The 17,542-nt window shown below is 49.8% G+C and carries 15 protein-coding genes and 1 riboswitch; of the genes, 2 read left to right on the top strand and 13 right to left on the bottom strand.

The features are described 5' to 3' along the window. Positions 1-254: 254 nt before the first annotated feature. The 13 genes from hemL to KKD83_09000 form a co-directional block, all read right to left on the bottom strand. On the bottom strand, positions 255-1,538 hold the full coding sequence (gene hemL / locus KKD83_09060; protein ID MBU2536295.1) for a glutamate-1-semialdehyde 2,1-aminomutase: 1,284 nt from the start codon (positions 1,536-1,538) through the stop codon (positions 255-257). Between the two features lie 10 nt (positions 1,539-1,548). Further along, positions 1,549-2,529, bottom strand: coding sequence for a porphobilinogen synthase (hemB, locus tag KKD83_09055; protein ID MBU2536294.1), 981 nt, complete (start codon positions 2,527-2,529; stop codon positions 1,549-1,551). Continuing rightward, a complete protein-coding gene (cobA, locus tag KKD83_09050) occupies positions 2,530-4,047 on the bottom strand; it encodes a uroporphyrinogen-III C-methyltransferase (protein ID MBU2536293.1) in 1,518 nt (505 codons plus the stop codon). Next, complete coding sequence (gene hemC, locus KKD83_09045) at positions 4,044-4,970, bottom strand: hydroxymethylbilane synthase (GenBank protein MBU2536292.1); 927 nt, start codon at positions 4,968-4,970, stop codon at positions 4,044-4,046. Before hemC ends, cobA begins: the two co-directional genes overlap by 4 nt. Continuing rightward, the gene (gene hemA / locus KKD83_09040) at positions 4,967-6,232 is read right to left on the bottom strand and encodes a glutamyl-tRNA reductase (protein MBU2536291.1); all 1,266 of its coding nucleotides are present in this window, start codon (positions 6,230-6,232) and stop codon (positions 4,967-4,969) included. Before hemA ends, hemC begins: the two co-directional genes overlap by 4 nt. Beyond that, positions 6,229-6,894: a bifunctional precorrin-2 dehydrogenase/sirohydrochlorin ferrochelatase gene (locus KKD83_09035; GenBank protein MBU2536290.1), complete on the bottom strand. Its 666-nt coding sequence runs from the start codon at positions 6,892-6,894 to the stop codon at positions 6,229-6,231. The genes hemA and KKD83_09035 overlap by 4 nt, the downstream gene beginning before the upstream one ends. Continuing rightward, positions 6,891-7,874 (bottom strand): AsnC family transcriptional regulator, encoded by a 984-nt coding sequence (locus tag KKD83_09030; GenBank protein ID MBU2536289.1) that lies wholly within the window; start codon positions 7,872-7,874, stop codon positions 6,891-6,893. Before KKD83_09030 ends, KKD83_09035 begins: the two co-directional genes overlap by 4 nt. A gap of 7 nt (positions 7,875-7,881) precedes the next feature. After that, positions 7,882-9,003, bottom strand: coding sequence for a radical SAM protein (locus KKD83_09025; GenBank protein MBU2536288.1), 1,122 nt, complete (start codon positions 9,001-9,003; stop codon positions 7,882-7,884). Continuing rightward, positions 9,000-10,151, bottom strand: a complete 1,152-nt coding sequence (locus KKD83_09020; protein ID MBU2536287.1) for a radical SAM protein — start codon at positions 10,149-10,151, stop codon at positions 9,000-9,002. The genes KKD83_09025 and KKD83_09020 overlap by 4 nt, the downstream gene beginning before the upstream one ends. Next, complete coding sequence (locus KKD83_09015) at positions 10,148-10,804, bottom strand: helix-turn-helix domain-containing protein (GenBank protein MBU2536286.1); 657 nt, start codon at positions 10,802-10,804, stop codon at positions 10,148-10,150. Before KKD83_09015 ends, KKD83_09020 begins: the two co-directional genes overlap by 4 nt. A gap of 442 nt (positions 10,805-11,246) precedes the next feature. Continuing rightward, positions 11,247-11,915, bottom strand: coding sequence for a thiamine phosphate synthase (gene thiE, locus KKD83_09010; protein MBU2536285.1), 669 nt, complete (start codon positions 11,913-11,915; stop codon positions 11,247-11,249). A gap of 89 nt (positions 11,916-12,004) precedes the next feature. Next, entirely contained in the window at positions 12,005-13,066 is a 1,062-nt protein-coding gene (locus tag KKD83_09005; protein MBU2536284.1) for an AIR synthase family protein, read from the bottom strand. A 128-nt stretch (positions 13,067-13,194) separates the two neighbouring features. Then, a riboswitch (TPP riboswitch) is annotated at positions 13,195-13,295 on the bottom strand. Positions 13,296-13,448: 153 nt separating this feature from the next. Beyond that, positions 13,449-15,617, bottom strand: coding sequence for an AAA family ATPase (locus KKD83_09000; GenBank protein MBU2536283.1), 2,169 nt, complete (start codon positions 15,615-15,617; stop codon positions 13,449-13,451). Between the two features lie 628 nt (positions 15,618-16,245). Here KKD83_09000 and KKD83_08995 point away from each other — a divergent pair. Together KKD83_08995 and KKD83_08990 are read left to right on the top strand one after the other, a co-directional pair. Continuing rightward, the gene (locus KKD83_08995; GenBank protein MBU2536282.1) at positions 16,246-17,109 is read left to right on the top strand and encodes an aldo/keto reductase; all 864 of its coding nucleotides are present in this window, start codon (positions 16,246-16,248) and stop codon (positions 17,107-17,109) included. 16 nt (positions 17,110-17,125) lie between these two features. Next, the coding region (locus tag KKD83_08990) for an amidohydrolase (protein ID MBU2536281.1) at positions 17,126-17,542 on the top strand (417 nt) is incomplete at its 3' end.

The following is a 17,542-nucleotide window of genomic DNA, read 5'->3' as shown; positions in this document are numbered from 1 at the left end:
CGGGAAGGTGGAAAGCCCTCTTCATATGGACATGGTCTTTCGGGAGCCAACCCTGATGGTCGATGGCCAAACGGTCATCAAGGAAGGACAGATTTCCCTCTAAACGTTAAGGCAAAGTGCATGAGATGTGAAATTAGGTAACAAAACAAGCTATTGTTACTTGTTCGCTAATTCTAGATAAATGTGGAATAGTAATTTGAGTATCCGGTACCCTCCCGTGATTGCTCTGAGTAAGCAAGCTTTTCGTATCCAACTTAAAGCTGGTTAAACGCATTCTCTATTGTCTTAATGGTAATGTCGATATCTCTATCATCATGTGCCAGTGAGACGAAAGCGGCCTCAAACTGTGACGGAGGCCAGTATATTCCCTCGGATAGCAGTTGTCGGAAAAACTTGGCGAACAGTTCTGTGTCTGCTCCTGAAATTGATTCGTAGTCTGTGGCCAGGCTATCCGTGAAAAAGATGGTAAGCAACGAGGCAAACCGGGAAATGCTTAGCTTGAAGTTCTGCGAAGAGGCTGCCCCAGCAATACCTTCCCCTAGACGAGAAGCGGTGTTCTCCAATTGTTCATAGATACCCGGCTGGCTTAAGACCTTGAGGGTCTCTATCCCTGCCGTCATCGCCAGCGGATTTCCGGACAGCGTACCTGCCTGATAGACCGGCCCGGTTGGCGCCATCATCTCCATAATCTCCCGTTTGCCTCCATAGGCACCCACCGGTAGCCCACCGCCGATAACCTTGCCCAAACAGGTCAGGTCAGGAGTGATGCCAAAGAGAGTTTGTGCACCTCCGTAAGCAACACGAAAGCCACTGATGACCTCGTCGAAAATGAGCAGGGCGCCGGATTGTCTGGTGAGACGGCGCAAACTATCCAGGAAACCGGGTCGGGGTGGCACCACGCCCATGTTGGCCGCCACCGGCTCAACGATGACGGCGGCGATCTCCTCAGGATAGTTCTGGAAAAGCTGCGCCACAGCTTCGGCATTGTTATAGGGTGCAACCAGCGTATTCTGAGCATAGCTGTCTGGGACACCGGGGGAGCTGGGCAAACCCAGGGTGGCCAGGCCGGACCCACCTTTGACCAGCAGGCCATCGGCATGGCCGTGGTAGCCGCCGCTGAATTTCACAATCTTATCCCGCCCGGTATAGGCCCGCGCCAGGCGCAATGCGGTCATGGCGGCTTCCGTGCCCGAGTTAACAAAACGTATCATCTCAACGGAAGGCATGGCAGAGGAAATCATCTTGGCGAGGGTTATTTCCAGCTCCGTCGGCGCGCCGAAGCTGGTGCCACGCTCTGCTGCTCGTTTTAACGCATCAATTACCTGGGGGTGGGAGTGCCCCAGAATTAAAGGCCCCCAGGAGCACACGTAATCAATAAATTCGTTACCATCAGCATCATGGATTCGCGAGCCTTCACCCCTCACCATGAATGGCGGTGTCCCGCCCACAGCTTTGAAGGCACGCACCGGGCTATCAACCCCGCCCGGCAAATATCTTTGGGCCTCCTGAAAAAGTTGCTCAGAACGTACTAAATCCATAAATACCTCCTTATCTTTCCTGTAACCATCGGGCCGCTTCTTTAGCGTGATAGGTCACGATAATATCCGCTCCGGCGCGTTTGATGGCGGTGAGTATCTCCAGCACCGTCCTCCGTTCCTCCAGCCAGCCATTCTGGGCAGCTGCCTTAACCATGGCATACTCACCGCTGACGTTGTAGGCTGCTAGCGGGCAATTAAAGGCACTACGCACCTGCCGGATTACGTCCAGATAGGCTAGGGCTGGTTTGACCATGATGATATCCGCACCTTCTGCGATGTCCTGTTCCACCTCCCGCAATGCCTCCCGCACGTTGGACGGGTCCATCTGGTAGGCACGGCGGTCGCCAAACTGTGGAACTGATTCCGCCGCCTCCCTGAACGGTCCGTAGAAGGCGGAGGCGTACTTAGCAGCATAGGAGAGGATGGGGACATGCTCATATCCCTTTTCGTCCAGCACCTCCCGGATTACCTTCACCCGGCCGTCCATCATGTCTGAAGGGGCGACGATGTCCGCACCGGCTTCAGTATGAGAGATAGCCATTTTGGCGAGCAGTGGTAATGTCCGGTCATTATCAACCTGTCCACTGACCACGATGCCGCAGTGACCGTGGCTGGTGTACTCGCAGAGGCAGACATCGGTTATCACGATGATTTCGGGCATGGCCTTTTTAATAGTCCGTATCGCCTGTTGGATAATCCCCTCCGGATGGTAGCCGGAGGAGCCGGTTTCATCTTTGTGCTCCGGTATGCCAAAGAGGAGAACGGCTGGAATGCCCAGCTTGGCCACCTCTTCCACCTCTAACGGCAGCCGGTCAGGCGAATAACGAGAAATGCCTGGCATTGAAGCGATTTCTTGCTGGATGCCCTTGCCCTCCACCACGAATATTGGGTAAATGAAATCGCCAGCCTCAACTTGAGTTTCCCTCACCAGGGCCCTTAATGATTCACTCCGGCGCAGACGGCGCAGGCGCAACTGTGGGAATGCTGCCACTTAAATCTCCTTTCTGAAATACTCTTCGATGGCATCTACCAGACCCGGTATGGTCTGTTTACCAGCCATGATGTCCACCTTCAGCCCGGCTTTCACCGCCGTATCCGCTGTTTTTGGACCGATACAAGCGACTTTGACGCTGTTTATCGCCATTGGTTCACCCTGAAAGGCGGCCGCTAGGTTGGACACCGTGGACGAGCTGGTGAAAGTGATAACGTCGATTTCACCTGCGATAAGCATTTGTTTGGCTCGGATAGTAGTTTCGGTGGCCGGTACCGTGTGATAGGCAGCTACCTCGTGCACTTCAGCGCCGAGCTGGCTTATGCCCTGAGCCAGCGATTTATCGGCGATATCCGCCCGCGGCAGCAGGAACCGCTGTCCAGTAACATCCTGTTTTTTAAGCCCGGAGATAAGTCCTTCACCGGTGTAAACATCAGGGATATAATCGGCAATTATTCCGTTCATTTTCAATGCTTCGGCTGTAGCCGGCCCAATGGCACCAATCTTAAGGCCGCTAAGGATACGGCTGTCCAAATTCAGGTCATGCAGCCGTCGCCAAAAGGCAGCCACGCCGTTGGCGCTGGTAAAGATTACCCAGTGGTAGTGTTTTAAATTTAGGATAGCCCGGTCTAAATCCGCGCTGTCAGTTGCCTGGATGCTGATTGCCGGAAGTTCAATGGACAAGGCTCCGCGCTCAGTGAGGAGCTGGCTTAAGGTGCTTGACTGATGGCGCGCCCGGGTGACCAGGATGCGTTTGCCGAAGAGTGGTCGGTTATCAAACCAGCGCAACCTTTCCCTGAGCTTGACCACATCCCCGACGATAATGATTGCCGGCGGGGTGAGATGGTGTTGCTGAACTTTAGCGACGATGTCTTCCAAAGTTCCGGTAACCGTTACTTGCTCGGGTTTGGTGCCCTCTTTAATCACCGCCACCGGTGTCCCTGTTGGCCGACCGTGCTCTCTTAGTCTAGACACGATTTCCGGCAGGTTCCTCATCCCCATAAGGAAAACCAGCGTGTCCACTCCGGAGGCCAGTTTTCCCCAGTTCAGGTTTGAGTTATCCTTGCCTGGAGCCTCGTGGCCGGTGATGACGGTAAAAGATGATGCCAGCCCGCGATGGGTGACCGGGATACCGGCATAAGCCGGCACCGCCACCGCCGAGGTTATTCCGGGCACTATCTCAAACGAGATGCCATTCTGCGCCAGAATTTCGGCTTCTTCGCCACCCCGCCCCAGGACAAACGGGTCACCACCCTTGAGCCGTACTACCGTCTTACCTTCCTTGGCATTTACCACCAGCAGGCGGCTTATCTCCTCCTGTGGCCTGGTATGCTCTCCAGCCATCTTGCCCACGTATATCCTCTCTGCCGCCGGGGGCGCTGAGTCAAGCAGCTGCTCATCAAGCAGACGGTCATAAATGATGACCTCGGCTTTCTTGATACACTCAAGCCCTTTCACTGAAATCAGGCCAGGGTCACCCGGTCCGGCTCCAACTAAATAGACCTTACCCGTTTTCAACTTTTCCTTCTTGCCTCAGCAATAAATCTCTCTGCGCCCATGATGAGCATTTGTTGCGCCAATTGCTCTCCCAGCTCTTCCATTGCGGTGGCACCGCCTTCGACGGAAGCACGTAACATTTTCCCCTTTCCGACGTCAGCTACCATTCCTTCAAGCTTCAAATCGTCGTTTTTTACTCTTCCTAAAGCGGCAATCGGCGCCCGGCAGCCGCCGCCCAGCGCGCTGAGGAAAACCCGCTCAGCGGTGATGCTCTGCCAGGTAGGCATATGGTTTAACGAGGCAGTAATTTCAGCCATCTCCCCATCATCCATCCTGACTTCCAAGGCCAGTGCACCCTGCCCCGCTGCGGGAAGGAAATACTCCAGGGGCAGATATTCGGTTATCCTGTCTTCCCAGCCAAGTCGTTTCAGCGCCGCTGCTGCCGATATCACCCCGGCATACTCACCATCAGCGACCTTGCGCAGCCGGGTATCCACGTTCCCTCTGATATTGCATACCTCCAGGTCAGGACGGCAAATGTTAAGCTGAGCAGCTCGCCTTGGGCTGTCAGTGCCTATCCTTGAGCCGGAAGCAAGCTCGGCCAGCTTCTGCCCTCCGGAGATGAGTACGTCTCTGGGGTCGAGTCTTTCCATTACTGCCGCCAGGCACAGCCCGGAAGGAGTCTGAGTTGGCATATCCTTAAGGCTGTGTACCGCCACGTCAATCTGGCCGCTGAGCAAAGCGTCCTCTAGCTCCTTGACAAAGATACCAATGCTGGTCGGATGGTCAAGCTGGACCTGGTAATCGTGGTCGCCTTTCGTTATTATTTTGCTGGTGACAACCTCAATGTCAGGATTCACTTCTCTGATTTTGGCCACCACTGACGCGGTCTGAATCAAGGCAAGCTTACTGCCCCTTGACCCAACAACGACTTTCTCCCTCATCTTCTCTGCTCTACATCCAGCTGGAAAAGCTCGCTTACTATTTCAGTACGCTCTCCGTTACGATTGACGTTTTCCTTAAGATAACTTATCGGGTCCTGGAGAATTCTGGTGATAATCGACTTGGTCATCGCTACCAAGTTATCTCGTTCTTCATCAGACAGCGGGCGCAGTTTCTTCAATGTTTTATTCAATTGCGCACTGCGTATCTCTTCAGCCTTCTTCATCAGGGCGCTGACCGTAGGTCTTACCTCGAGAATTAGCCACCAGGCAGTAAATTCTGCCATCTCAGCAGCGATAATTTCGGCCGCTTGTTTAACCTCTCCTTCTCGTTGTCTCCGGTTTTTTTCTGAAACCTGGGTAAGGCTGTCAATGTTATACAAGAAAACGTTGTTTATCTGCGCCACCGCTGGAGCCACATTCCGAGGGACGGCAATATCAACTATCACCAGGGGAAGCTCAGGGCGTTGCCTCATTGCTGTCTCCACGTGGCAAACATCCAGTAGCCAATGAGGGGCACCGGCACAGGCGACCACCAGGTTACAGGTGTTCAGCTCTTCTACAAGGTCATTCATGCTAATTGGTAACCCGCCCAGTGCTGCAGCCAGAACTGAAGCCCTCTCCCGGGTACGGCTGGCAACGATAATTTGAGATACTCCTCTGTCCTTGGCTGCTTTCGCCGCCAATCTCCCCGCTTCGCCGGCACCGATGACCAGCATTTTACAGCTTCCCAAGTCACCGATAACCCTAGCGGCCAAGTCTACAGCCACTGAGCTTACCGAGAGGGCATTTTTACTGATTTCGGTTTCTTCACGAACCCGCCGGCCGGTTCTGATGGCATTCTGGAACAGGTGGCGTAGCGGTAAATTGACCATCTTTGCTTTCTCGGCAGCTTCCAATGCCTGACTTACCTGCCCCAAAACCTCATATTCGCCGACTATCATTGAGTCAAGTCCGCAGGCAATACGGAACAGGTGCTCAACCGCTACATCACCCTCAAGAACATAAGTATATCGACGTAAAGTGGTATCCGGGATATCCAAATGAGTCTGCAAGAAATTGAGGCTTGCCGCCTTGGCATGGCTATCTTCACCGGCGACGGTATAAACTTCAGTGCGGTTGCAGGTGGACAGGATTATCCCCTGGGAGGCATAAGCGCGCAGCAATTGCAGAGAATTATCAAGCTTTGCCGTCCTGATAGCCGCCTTTTCACGGACGGCTACCGGTGCCGTGCGGTGATTTACCCCAACCAAGCAAATATTCATCTCCCCTGCTTACCTCGAAAATTAAGGTTACTGAGCAGGGTAGCCTTGGCTTTTTCTCTTTCACCTCTCCTCAGTTGGCCAAGAAGTTGGTCAAGGTCCAGGGCTTCCTGCCAGCCGTCACCGTCAATCTTAATCCCCTCCCGTTTTATTTCAGCACGGACTTCATTAATAAGAAGGGCAAGCAAGGCATACTCATCACCCAATTCCTTCTCCAGTCTGGAGCGGATTTTCCGCGCCAGAGCGGGGCTTTTACCGGCGGTAGATACGGCAATGGTAACCTGCCCCCGGCGCAGATACGAAGGGACAATGAAATCGGAATTTTCGGCATCATCCACCACGTTGACCAGAATTGCACCCTTTCGAGCTTCCGTCACCACTCGCTGGTTAATCTCGCTATCATCGGTAGCCGCGACAGCAACAAAGACGCCTGCTAAGTCCCCCGTACGATACTCGCGGTTTAGGCTGCGTATTTCTCCGCTCTCGGCCAGTTGAACCAGCTCCGGGCAGGGGTCCGGGCTGATGACTTTAACATCAGCGCCATGCTCAAGCAGTACCTTTACCTTACGCAGGGCGACTTGACCGCCGCCAACCACGACGCATTTCCGGCCGCTTATATTCAGAAAAACCGGGTAATATGCAGGCACCTGACCCTCTTTTTTCATACCAGATACCTGACCCTCGTCTTCTTGAATTCTCTCGTGCTGAATAGCACTACGTAATCAGTAAGTTTGGTTTGTGCAGATACTTCAGCGGCTATTTCCCGGCACGTCTCTTCGGTGTGAGCGTGGAGCATGGCAAAAAGGTTGTATCGCCAGAGCGGGTTTGTCTTCCTTTCGTAGCAATGGCTTACTTCACGCAGTGACGCTAACTTCTGACCGGCAGCCACTATCTTCTCCGGGGGTGTTGACCAGCAGGTCATGGCGTTGGCGGCAAAACCAGCACGTCGGTGGTTCACTGCCGCGCCAAAGCGCCGCATAACGCTGCGTGACAAAAGAGACTGGCACTGGGCCAGAAATTTTTCCTCATCCATGCCTAACCGGACTGATATCTCAACAAAGGGTCGCGGAACCAGTGGCAAGTCCTGTTGCAGCTCGTTGATTATTCGCCTGTCTACCGGGGAGAGCTGAGCTTCTTGAGAAATAATGTCGCTGGGTGCCTCGGTTTCCATTGCTGACTGCCCATCTCCATCCGAGCCAAAATAGGCGCGTAGCTTGAATAATCTTAGCGCCGGCAAGGTAAAGACGGTTTCAGCTTTAATCGGTCCAGCCAAACGCTGCAATTCAGCCTCCATTTCAACCCTGGCGGGAACCGCCAGGGTAAACCAGAGATTGAAGTGGTGGTCCCTTTCATAGGCATGGCTGACTCCCGGATGATTGCGGATGATTTCGGCAGCTTTATCTAACCTGGCCTCCGCCACTCTCATCGCCACCAGCGTAGTCCTGTAGCCAAGACTTGCGGCGTTAAAAACCGGGCCAATCTGACGAATTAAGCCCTTTGCCTTCAATTGTCCAATGCGCCGGATAACTTCCTCTTCAGCAATGCCCAGACCCAGTCCCAGGTCGGCATAGGGCTCACGAGTTAACGGAAATTTTGCCTGAAGCAGACTAATCAACTTTTTATCAATGCCATCCAATCGCATCATAACCTTCTTATCCGGTGGCAATTCTTTGCCGTACCGAGGGTTCGTAGATACAGTAGGGTTCAGCCTCAAGGTAGTCACCGGTGGCCTCATAGGCTCTCGCCCGGCAGCCGCCACATATTCTTTTATATTCACAAGCACCGCATTTTCCCTTGAGATTGCAAAGGTCTCTCAGCTTAAGAAACAGAGGTGAATTCGACCAGACCTGACCAAAGCTTTCTTTCCTGATGTCACCGGCTTCCACGTCAAGGTAGCCACAACCTTTTACTTTTCCCTGGTGAGAGACAAAGCAGAAGCCGATACCAGCCAGACAACCGCGGGTGATTGTATTTGCTGGGTGGTGAACGCCGGTCGGTTCCGGTTTAACTTGCTGGTCTTGCTTTTGTCTCTGTTTCACCACTCGCAGGTAGTGCGGGGCATCAGTAGGCTTGAAAAACATCCGGTCGCCCAGCTCGACCTGTTTATCATATATCCAGTGCAGCGTCTGCTCGTATTGTTCAGGTGGTAGTTCTACTGATTCCAGTCCCTTGCCCCGGCCGGTCGGTACCAGCATAAACGGGTGAAAGGCGACTGCCCCAACTTCAAGCGCCAGCGCCAGCAGTTCGTCCAGATAATTTACGTTCAGTTTGGTGATGGTGCTGTTAATCTGGACCTCAATTCCAGCCCGGCGGGCATTAACGATACCTGCCATGACGGCGGAAAAAGCGCCGTCCTGGCCACGGAAATCGTCCTGAAGCTCGGCCACCGGAAAGTCTAGGCTTATCCCGAGGCGTGATATGGGCACTTCCTTCAGCTTCACTGCCATTTCTTCCGTAATTAAGGTGCCATTTGTACCCATGACCACCCTTAACCCTTTGTTTACCGCGTATCTGGCGATTTGCAGAACGTCAGGGCGAACCAGTGGCTCGCCGCCGGTTAAGATGATAATTGGGCGGCCCACTTCCAGTATCTGGTCGATGAGGCGAAAGCACTCCTCAGTTGATAATTCGCCTTCATATGAACTTGGGGCAGATGACCCCCGGCAATGGGCGCAAAACAGGTTACAGCTCCGGGTCAGTTCCCAGGCGACCAGGTGCAATCTGGGAGTGAGCAATTCTCCTTGCTTTGGATGGTTCTCTATTTCTGTCGTCATGAGCTGATACCAATCTCCGTGTCAGTTAAATAACAGGCCGGGTCTTCCGCCCAGACATCACCGAATACTGCCTCGGCGCGCACCCGCAGGCTGCCGTTACAGAGGTCAAGATACTGGCATCGGGCACAGCGGCCCTTGAGTAAACTTTTACGATTCTTCAAGCCTCTCAGCAGCGGCTCGGAAGTATCCGTCCAGATATCACCGAATTTTCTCTGACGAACGTTGCCCAGCGAATAATGCCACCAGAACTGGTCCGGATGAACGTTACCCCGGTCATCAACGGCGCCGATTTTGATGCCTGAGTTATTGCCGCCATTTGCCTGCAGTAACTCGAGGACTCTATCGGCACGCTGCGGGTCGTGGTCTCTCAGTTTGAGATAGAGGTAAACGCCATCAGCGTGATTACCCACGGTGAGGATTTCCTTGCTCAGACCACGCCGATATAGGTCCAGTGTATGTTCGCGAATCGTATCTACCACTGACCTAGCCTGGGCGTGAGTAATATCTTCCTCTCGCAGACTACCGCCCCGCCCGGAATAAGCAAGGTGATAGAAGCAGACACGGTCGATGCCTTCAGCCTCTACCAACCGGAAGATAGCCGGGATTTCTTGGTAGTTGAAGCGAGTTATGGTCAACCGTAGCGATACTCTCAAGCCCAGGGCAATGCAGTTCCTGATGCCAGCAAGGGCAGCCTCAAACGCACCGTTTCGACCACGGAAGCGGTCATTGTTAGCTCCAATACCGTCCAGGCTTATTCCCACCTCAGCAAAATCAATTTTCTTAATTTCCCTGGCTACCTTGTTAGTAATCAGCGTGCCATTGGTGGAAAGGGCTACCCTTATTCCTAGCTCTCGTGCCAGACTTGCCAGTGGGAATAAATCTTTCCTGAGCAGTGGTTCGCCTCCGGAGAACAGAATGACCGGTACGCCAAAATCAGCCAGGTCACGGATGAATGCCCTCCCTGCCGCAGTGTCCATTTCTTCCGGGGACCTTTGGCCATCGGCATTGGCGTAGCAATGGATACAACTCAAATTGCATTGCCGGGTGCAATTCCAGACTACCACCGGCCGCGAGGCCTCTTTTTTCTCATAGCGGAGATGGTCACCTGGCCCTGCTGCATTACAGAGCAAGCGTGTCATTGATATCACCCGGCAGCACCTCCTTCAATCTTTCCCTGAATTCCATTACGGTGCTGTTGATGTGCCGCCACCAGAGCGACCAGGGCCTCATCCATAACGTGGGCGACCAACGGAATTGCTTCGACAACTCGCCCGGTGAAGGCTTCTCTTTTTCTCATCAGATGTGTCGATGCATTCATAATCGGGTCACGGTGCAGTAAAAACACTTCAACCGAATCAGTAAGCGGAAGCTCCAGCTTGGCCAGCGTTTCCCCGTGGTCATGACCGACATCGCGGACAAGCTGGATGGTCTCTACCCGGTGGGAAGGCTCGGTGATGTATTTGATAATCAGATTAAGCAGCCGCCGACCGAGGTCAGCTAGATGCTCTTGTGCTTCTTCATTGAGCCGGCCATACCAGGCTGTGTTTTTGAGTGATGACCGGGCGATTTCCCGGTGCTGCCGGGCAGTTTCCTCTAACTCGACAACCAGGTCCTTAATGCCGAGCATCCTCGGATGTGAACCCATGAACTTCTTCAACTCTACTTTTGAATAGCGGCGGTGACCGCCAGGCGTAATGAAAGCTTTTATTTTCCCCTCATCGGTCCACTGACGAAGGGCCGCCTCACTAACTCCCAGCATTTGGCTGGCTTCACTGATACTGACTAAAGGCTCTTCGACCAAAAATAATCCCCTAAAAGCGACTACTCAGACTATACTGGAAACGGCAGTCAATTTTTGGCCTGACTGCCAAAGTGAATCAAAAACTGCTTAAATCTATTAAAATCTACAAAAATCTATAATAGCATATTAATATAATAGCATATTAATTAAATAGAGACATCTATGTATAGGAGTACAACTACCTATATTTTGAGAAAATACACCTTATATTTATGGTTCTGGGATGAAACTGTTTGGACGGCAATGGGTGTTTGTGGGCTATAGTGTGACGTAAACCCTACATGATAAATAAGGTAGAAACAAAACCTTTTCTCAGGGTCTTGCCTTTTCTACCAGAGTGCGAATCCTTTTAATTGGCGATACTGCACGGCAGGTAGAATCTTTGAGCTGGCTTTCAGTATGCAGTAGCTGACGTTTGCAGTTAGGGAAGTTACACCTATAATTATTTTGGCTCTTTCAGGCTTGCCTTGGCGATAGATGTCGTTTCTCGAATGGCTTTAATCTTCTGGCCAATATTATCGGCGCCAACAATATCAGTAATCATTGCCACACAGGTTGCCCCGTGTCTTATCACGTTGGCTACATTGCTTTGCTTTATGCCACCTATGGCTACAAGAGGTATTTGATGGTATTGAACCAAATAGTCCAGGTATTCTAGTCCGACAGGTACGCCGACATCTTTTTTTGTGGCCGTATCATAGATCGGGCCAACACCGAGATAGTCAACGACGCCGGATTCAACTGCCTGGTCAGCCTGCTGCGGGGTAGAAGTGGAAAGACCGACTAACATTTTTCCCCCGACCAGCTCCCGGACTTTCACCACCGGCAGGTCATCCTGACCGACATGAACGCCGTTTGCCTCAACCGCCAGGGCGAGGTGCACATCGTCATTAACTATGAAGCAAGCGTCGTATTCGCGGCAGAGCTGTCGAATCACCAGACACTCATCATACTTCTGCCGGATGGTGAATTCCTTCTCGCGATACTGGATCAGTTTTATGCCGGCTTCCAGCATTTGTTTCACTACATCCGGGTTTGATCGGCCCAGTGAGTACTCGCTGGCAGTTACACCATAAAGGTCTGTTTGAGGAAACCGGCGCGGTTTTATCATTTATAATCTCTTTCCATATGAAATCATGCAATTTCTGAAATTCGTAACCAGCCTGTAACTGGCTCTCGCATTTAACGGAACAATCACCGCTATGTACTGTACTTTTGAGCGGCGTCGTAGAAGGCCCTCCAGAATGGGTCAACCGTGGGATGCAGGAGTTTCTTTTCCCTGCCGCCTTCTACAAGGACCATTCCTTTCTTCGCATCCGTAAGCTCGCCGACAATCGAAGAGCGAATGCCCTTTTTATCCAGAGCCGCTACAACTTTCTCTGCCTTATGTTCGCGGCAGGAAATGATAAGCGTGCCCTCGCTGATGGAAGCATATGGATCGATATCAAAGAGCTGACAGATTTCTAACACGCGGTCCTCGACCACTATCTTATCCTTTTCAACCCTTACCCCCAGCCCCGCTGCCTGGGCCACTTCGTATAAGCCCCCCCATATGCCGCATTCGGTGGCATCGTGCATTGCACTTACGCCGTCGTCTCTTACGCCGATGGTGATGGCGGTCATGGCGTCCTCCACCACTGACATCTTGTAGAAAATACTTTGCGCCTTATTCGCAAAATCAGCGCCAAACTTCTCTTCAAGAAGTCCGGGGAACATGGCGGCGAAGATGCCGCTGGCTTCGACAGCCGGGCCTTTGGTGATGATTATCTTGTCGCCGGCCTTGGCAAACCTTGGGGTGACATACTCATCCAGTTCGCCGGTGCCGATAATGGTAGCCCCGCCGACCATCGGGTAGTGGCAGTTATCATAGCGGGCGGTATGTCCGGTTATGACGCTTATGCCCATCTGTTCGCATTGCTGGTGTATGACCGTCCACATAATCTCGAGCTGTTCTCTGGTCATTTCCATGGGCAGGTTGAGGTCTATTGACAGGTATTTTGGCTTTAATCCGCTCGTTACCGAGTCGGAGGCGATTATGTGGATGGCGAACCAGGCGGCTCTCTCCCAGCCATACTGCGGGACAATGAACACGGGGTCACAGGTAAAGGAAACCGCTTTGCCGCCAATCTCCACTATGCCCACGTCAACACCATGTTGCGGACCGACGAGAATCCGATCGCTCCTGGCCCCGAGTCTGGGGAGTATCAGTTCATCAAAGATTTGGGGCGAGATTTTTCCTATCTCCGGCAATTCTGATTTCATGTTTTGCTTCTGCTCCTTTCCTCAATAAGCATTTTGGGTACGACCATAACATGCGGCTGGAACACTGGATGCCAGCAATCCCGTAAGAAAGATGGAGGTTTAAAAAAACCGGAAGCGCATTAGCTTCCGGTTCCGGTTCGTTACTTCCCTCCGCTCGTATTACCGAGGTCAGGTTCCAAGGGTTGTCTCTTGCGGGACTCTCAGCTTCACAGCTCCCCTAGTAGCTATTCAATTGCTCTTATTCTATCAAGAGCCTGTTTAAATGTCAATGGGGGGCTCTTGTTAAAAGGCGGAGGCCGCCTGCCTCCTTTCTCCCAACAAGTTATCTCTAAATTTTTAGATTTTCAACATTTAATCTACGCAACTAATTACAATCGTACTCTTACGGCCAATCTTTTCTCTTACTATTTTCCAAAGCATTTACTACTTCTTTCTGTTCATCTGTCATACTATCGCTTTGTTTGGAAACTATGTCTTTAATTCTTTTCTCAATATTCCCAAAATCAGCAAATTCACCAACGTTCTTCTGACTAATTGTTTTGTAATTTCCCCCAGTCGACAATACTTCATGAGTAAAACCAACCAAAAAATCCCACAATCCTTCGTCTGTGCTAATTAATTCATCAACATACTTTTTTACTTCTTCCACGTTTTCCCATTCTTTCCACCTAAATAACACAGCATCCAGATGCGGAACCTTCGATAACTTATCTTCCCTTACAAACGATTTTATCTTATCCAAGCATTTCTTCTGTATTTCAGTCAAATCGGATGATGAAAATCCCAGTGTTTCTTTTCTACTTTCCTCATCTTCCCTCGGAGTAATATCCGACACGAAATCAACCGGAAGATAAACTTTTTTGCATTTTTCAATAGCGTTAAGTAGTATTTGTTTTCTCTTTTCTAATTCTTGAATTCTTTCCAAGAGAAGATAAACTATTCTAGCCGCTAACCAGCTAGCATCCATCATCATCATAAATCTTTGTTCAACTACAATTTTATCTTCTGCGTTGAATATAGCTGTGATTACACTCTCAATAGACTCTTCATTAACATCAGTAGTGTAGTCCTCCATTTTTTCGAGTAGGCGTTTGCCCATTTTCCTATCGAAGAATTCTATTAATTTCTCATAAAAGCCATCGGCGTCTCCAGTCACGGCGATAAACAAACGCATTTCTTCGTCAGATATTTCGTGTATTGGTGTGCCCAACATGAAGTATTTCTCAAAATAGTCTTTTGAACATATTCTTTTCTTCTTTCTCCATTCCTGCTCCCAACCACCGCCATAACTAATATTCCCTTCAATGTTTGATATCTTTGGGAAAAGCACTTTGCAAGTACTCTTTACTAAACTAGCTAACTCTTTTTCCTTTTCATGTTCCTTTCCCCTACCCTCTATCATTAATGGGACATTATATATTCTATTAAGTATTTCTTTCGCCACCTCATTAGATTTTTGGCGTTCAAATGCGCCAGTCTCTCCCATTGTTAATATATCTTTATTCTTCCTTATCATTTCATATGATAAAGGTGCGAATGTTCTTATCAGGTTCAGACCCATGAAATCAACCATATCAACCTCTGAAGATACTAGCGGATATGTAATCTCCAGACCATTGACGTATCTCACAACACTTCTTATGTTCTTAAAATATTTTCTAAACCGCCCTTCTGAGTACACCTCTTCCCAGTGTTTCCTATCGAAGCCCTCTTCCCCCCATTTTCTGACAAGTGTATCAAGGCCACCAATAAGAATATCAGTTATTATTCCCTCATCTGGGCTTGGTACATTTATTGGCACTTGTATTATTTTGTCTAGATATTCTTTACCATGACCTGGCTGCTCACACTCCAATACATCCTCAACCAAGTTTCTATCGAAGGCCAGCAAATAAGTTGTATTTTCAAAATTTGCATTAAGTCTTATTAAGCGAAACAGCAACTTCATTGCGTTGATATCTAAACGGTCGATATCGTCTATGATAATAAAGATACGTTTAACATATTCTTTCAGCATCTGGTCAAGTTGTTTTTTGATTTCTTCCTGAGTTTTCTTAGGCGTATCTTTTAGCATTCCACTAGCTTTTCTTGTTAGAGCCGAACCCATGCTGAAATATTGATTCCCGACAGGAGATAACTGGGCGACTGTAAGAATACCACTAAAGATATCCAATGGTTTACCGACATTTTCTTTAGTTGTTTGATTTTTATCTAACCCAACAATTGATATTTTTAATTCTCGAAAGAACATCGCCGTTAGCTGTTCGACATCAGAGGCGTTCCACGGATTAAACCTTAAAATTATAATATCTTCATTATCTTTTTGCTTATCTGTCAGATAGCCCTCAATTAGATTAAGGACAGATGATTTACCACAGCCCCATTCACCATTGAGAGCCGCAATTAGACACTTACTATCTTCATGTTCAAATAATACGTCTGCTAGGTGTTCAGCAAATTGAATACGATTTAATCTATCTTGGTCAGGGCTACTTATTGGCTCATCTACAAGCAACCCAGTTTTATTATTTTCTACTTCATTTGTTGCCATTGGCTTACTCCCTTTTGATGTGTACAATATATTACTTATTCTCACAGTTATCAATTATCGTTATAAACTACCCGTTAACTAATAAAGGGAGCCATTATAGCTCCCCCATTTTAATTTATTCACCAGCCGTCAAGAATAAAGGCTTTGCCCGGCGTTTTTTATGGCTAAAATTCCCTTGTTCTAACGGGTGTCAGAGTCGCTCCCAGACGAGTCTGCCCACCACCTTTTTACCGCCCATTAAAAGCGGCACAGTGCCGTGTGTCAGGTCTCAAACAGCACTGAACAGCCGCTAAATCTTATAAGAATAGACATAGTATCACGGTCTCCATGTTTTCCTCCCAACCCCCCCCAAGGCATTTCCTTTGTATCTTATATCTTGTCCACGTTGTCTCTCAGGAAGGGAAAAGGATGCAACTGCTTCCTCTAATTTTACAAAATGGGCTTTTGTTGAATTGAGACTACAGAGATTGGTTTCATTCTAGTTGTGACTTCAACTACTCTTACTCCTTTCTGTTAATCTCTTCATAATATTTCAAATTATTCGTTGTCCTTTATATGCGTTACTTAACACATTAACAAACAAACAAGTATAATAACTTAATATATATTGTCGGAGGGGAACATATCGATGCAATATCGTAGACTGGGCAGAACAGAACATAAAAGCTCTGTAATCTCTCTAGGTGGAGCTGCTTTATGGGATGTTACTCAAGAAGAAGCTGACGCCGCAATCCAGATGGCAATAGACAACGGTGTAAACCATTTTGACGTTGCCCCCAGGTATGGCCAGGCAGAACTCCGGACAGGTCCCATGGTTGAAAGGTATCGTAAAGAGATATTCCTTGCCTGTAAAACAACGGAGAGAAGCAGAGTTAGCGCCTGGGAAAGCATCAAGCGTTCGCTCGATAGACTGCGCACTGACTATTTCGATCTATATCAACTGCATATGGTGAGTGATACCGAGACACTGAACGTAGTCCTAGGTCCCGGTGGTGCGCTCGAGGCAGTTGTGGAGGCGAGGGACCAGGGTTTGATACGGTACATCGGTATTACGGGCCATAGACCGTATGTCCAGATAGCAGCACTTAATCGGTTCGATTTTGACACGGTGCTTTTTCCTCTCAACCGGATTTTAGCGGCTCATCCCAATGACTATACAGAATTTCGATTTCTCATAGATACCGCTCAGAAGAAAGATATTGGCACCATAACTATTAAGGCAATAGCAAAACAGCCTTGGAATCCTGGAGTTCGCATGTACCGTACTTGGTATGAACCGTTCACCGAGCAGGTCGACATTGATAAAAGTATCTGGTATACCCTGAGCCAGGGGATTAGTACCACGGTTCTGCCTGCTGATCTGCGTCTTTGGCCAAAGGTTATCGACGCCGCTGAAAGATTCAAGACTATGGGAGAAAGGGAACAAGAGGCGGTCATCTCGGAGGCAAGAGTCTACAAACCTATTTTCCCATCAGGCTGGTCGATACCTTAAAAAAAAGGAGGGTAAGATGTCTAGCGAGCATGAAGCATGGCTAAAGTTAACAATAGAGGAGCCGATAGATCCGGACCTACCAATTTGTGACCCGCACCACCACCTGTGGGACCGTCCCAACGACCGATACTTGCTTGAGGAGTTGTTAGAGGACACCGGAGGAGGCCACCGCATTGTCCAGACCGTATTTGTGGAGTGTCAGTCCATGTATAGAAAGGACGGCCCTAAAGAGATGCAACCCGTGGGCGAGACAGAGTTCGTGCAGAGCATTGCTGACCAAGTTGCAGGTGGACAATACGGGTTGACCGACGTCGCTGCTGGGATCGTGAGCTTCGCCGATCTCACTTTAGGTGCTGCGGTAATACCGGTGTTGGAAGCACACATAGCGGCCAGCAAGAGCCGGTTCCGCGGGATTCGCCACATAAACGCCTGG

The organism is Chloroflexota bacterium, from assembly GCA_018829775.1.
GTDB lineage: Bacteria > Chloroflexota > Dehalococcoidia > Dehalococcoidales > RBG-16-60-22 > E44-bin89.
Note: the sequence above shows the minus strand (reverse complement) of the source record. Positions and strands in the feature narration are given on the sequence as shown.